Origin of the sequence: Pseudodonghicola flavimaris, from assembly GCF_030164425.1 — a bacterium.
GTDB lineage: Bacteria > Pseudomonadota > Alphaproteobacteria > Rhodobacterales > Rhodobacteraceae > Pseudodonghicola > Pseudodonghicola flavimaris.
In genome coordinates, this window is record NZ_JASNJD010000048.1 from 1 (window position 1) to 2,941 (window position 2,941).

At 63.5% G+C, this 2,941-nt stretch carries 4 protein-coding genes; all 4 read left to right on the forward strand.

Annotated features, from left to right (window positions below):
* A partial coding sequence (locus QO033_RS25095) for a hypothetical protein (RefSeq protein ID WP_284483426.1) occupies positions 1–479 on the forward strand: 479 nt, incomplete at its 5' end.
* A gap of 50 nt (positions 480–529) precedes the next feature.
* On the forward strand, positions 530–781 hold the full coding sequence (locus QO033_RS25100; RefSeq protein WP_036784147.1) for a type II toxin-antitoxin system ParD family antitoxin: 252 nt from the start codon (positions 530–532) through the stop codon (positions 779–781).
* A complete protein-coding gene (locus tag QO033_RS25105) occupies positions 774–1,073 on the forward strand; it encodes a type II toxin-antitoxin system RelE/ParE family toxin (RefSeq protein WP_103911893.1) in 300 nt (99 codons plus the stop codon). Before QO033_RS25100 ends, QO033_RS25105 begins: the two co-directional genes overlap by 8 nt.
* A 126-nt stretch (positions 1,074–1,199) precedes the next feature.
* Positions 1,200–2,941, forward strand: a 1,742-nt coding sequence (locus tag QO033_RS25110) for a strawberry notch-like NTP hydrolase domain-containing protein (RefSeq protein WP_284483427.1), incomplete at its 3' end; no start/stop codon positions are given.

Below are 2,941 nucleotides of genomic sequence, written 5' to 3' on the forward strand. Positions count from 1 at the left end.
TGCGCGATCTCGCGGGTGTCTCGGATCAGTGTGATCTCTCAATGGACCAGTTGCGCGAGCGCGCCGAGCGCAAGGCGATCCTTCTGCCGGTGTTTCTCTATGACCATTCCGGCCTCGCGATGAACACCATCGGGTTCCACTGCCCGTGGGATTCCGGCCAGGCCGGTTACGTCTATGTGTTGCTTGAGGCGGTTCGGAAGGAGTTCGATGTGAAGCGCGTCACCAAGGCACTGCGGGAAAAGGCAGCCGACATCCTGCGCGCTGAAATCGTCAGCTACGACGCCTATCTTGGCGGGCGGGTCTATGGCTATGTCATCGAGCGTGACGGCGAGGAGCTCGACGCCTGCTGGGGCTTCTTCGGCGACTATGAGCTGGACTGCCTGTCCGAGGCACGAGCGTTTGTAGACCATCTCGTTTTACAGGCGAGATCCAGAGCCGTCGCCGCCGAAGAACTGGGCGCAAGCCCACCTCCGAGTTGAAATGCGTGAAGTACTCATATATGTTATTCATGCGTATTTCGGAGGTGAACATGGCAAGCACAAGCGTCACACTGGGCCCCCATTGGGACGAATTCATTGCCCTGATGTTGAAGGAAGGGCGCTACGGGTCAACCAGCGAGTTGATCCGCGCCTCCTTGCGCCTGATGGAAGAACAGGAAGGTCAGCGGGCGCGGCTTCGCGTTGCGTTGATGGAGGGCAAGCAATCCGGCGACGCTGGTCCGCTCGATATGGATGCGATCAAGCGCGAGGCGCGGAGCCGCTCCGGCGCTTCTGATGCGTGACATCCATCTCTCTGAAGCGGCTAAATCCGATCTCGTCGATATCTGGGTCGAGACAGACCGACAGTGGGGCGCGGCGCAGGCGGACCGCTATCTCGACGACATCGAGCGTGCCCTGAAGGGGCTGATCGCCAATCCTCAAATGGGGTCGGACTGCTCCGATCTCCTGCAGGGTGCGCGTAAACTGATCACGGGCCGGCACCTCGTGTTCTATGAGGTGGACCCGGACAGGATATTTGTGATCCGGATCCTGCATCAATCGATGGACGTGCCTCGCCATCTGCGGCCGTCCTGACGCAGGGCAAATTCGCACCAGGGCTTTGCCATGAAAGAGCGAGAGACAGGGCGGGAGGGGTGACCCCTCCCGGGTGCGAGAGTGCGCGCGGGGCCTGGGGCCAACCCTCAACTCCGGAGATTGCCGATGAACGCTCACCCCCATTCCGTCCCGCTTGCATGTCTTTCAGAGGCCCCTGCCCTGCCCGAGGCTGCAGGCGTTGCTCAAAACCTGATGCAGGCTGCAAATGCCCTCGTCCCTTTGTTCGAGGCTGGCAAACCCATTGACGCCGCCGCTGTTCGCGCCGTGATGGAGGAGGCCTTCGGTGCCAGCGACACGAGCGGCGCCTGGGTTTGGAAGGACGCCTACGAGGCCGTCGAGGTTGCGCAAATCCTGATGCTCGCGCGCTATGGCGCGCTGATGCAGCGCCAGGCGGCCTCGCCGCAGGCCTTCCTCACCATGATCGAGCGGCTGGCCAGTCTGGCGCCCTCGCACACACGGCGTTCTGAAGATAGCGTCCGCCTGCAACAATTTTCGACCCCCCTGCCCCTTGCGGCGATTGTCGCGCAGGCGGCGGGGTTTCGCGAGGGCGACCTGGTGCTCGAGCCATCCGCTGGCACCGGCATGCTGGCGATCTTCGCCCGGACTGCAGGCGCGCGGCTTGTTCTCAATGAGCTTGCGGAAACGCGCCGTGCCTTGCTGGAACAATTGTTTCCGGATGCTGTTGTCTCGGATCACGATGCCGCCTCGATCGACGACCGTCTCGACCGCGCAATCACGCCCTCGGTCATCGTGATGAACCCGCCGTTTTCGGCTGCGAACCATGTCGAAGGTCGGTTTCGGCAGGCGACCAGTCAGCATGTTCTGTCCGCGCTGGCACGTCTTGCTCCGGGTGGGCGGCTTGTCATCATCACGGGCGAGAGCTTTCGGCCCTCCACCAAGAGTTTCCAGCCGACGTTTCAACGCATAGGCCAGAGCGCAGACGTGGTGTTTTCCGCCGCGATCGACGGCAAGGTCTTCGCGCGGCATGGGACCACGATCGACACGCGGCTGACGGTAATCGACAAGCGCGCGGCGGGCGAACGCGAGACCGCACCTGTCGAAATCGAGGCCGTCTATCATCCCATCTGCGCAACCACGGGCGATCTTCTCTCCGCAGTGCTCACCCATTGTCCCGCGCGCCGCAACCCCCCGCCCTGCCCTACCAGCGCGGCATTGTCTGTGCCGAACCGCCAGTCCCGCACCAACCTGTACGCTCTGCGTAACGCCGCCCGCAAGGAAACCCGCGCCCGCGCCGAGGAGCGCGCCCGGCATCCCTTTGATGATGTCGTGACGGCCCCGCTCGACTACCTGCCGAAAGCCTGGAGCGTACCGGGCGTCGCGCTGCAGGACACGGTTTACGAGACCTATAATCTTCAGGCGATGCGGATCGGCGGCGCAGCGGAGCACCCGACAGCACTTGTCCAATCCGCAGCCATGGCGTCTGTCCCGCCGCCCGTGCCGACCTATCGCCCAGTCTTGCCGAAGTCCCTTGTCGCTGACGGCCTCCTCTCCGCTCCGCAGCTCGAAAGCGTGATCTACGCGGGCAATGCACACGAGGCGCACCTGAAAGGCTGGTTCAAGCGCGGGGAGATCGAGGGTCAGCTTATGGCCGCGGCGGAGGGTGACGAAGGTGCCTTCCGTCTGCGCAAGGGCTGGTTCCTGGGCGATGGCACCGGCTGCGGCAAGGGGCGGCAGGTGGCGGGCATCATTCTCGACAACTGGCTCAAAGGGCGCCGCCGGGCCGTTTGGGTCTCGAAGAGCGACAAGCTCATCGAAGATGCGCGGCGCGACTGGATGGCCCTCGGGGGGCGTGAAAGCGATATCGTGCCGCTCTCGAAATTCCGCCA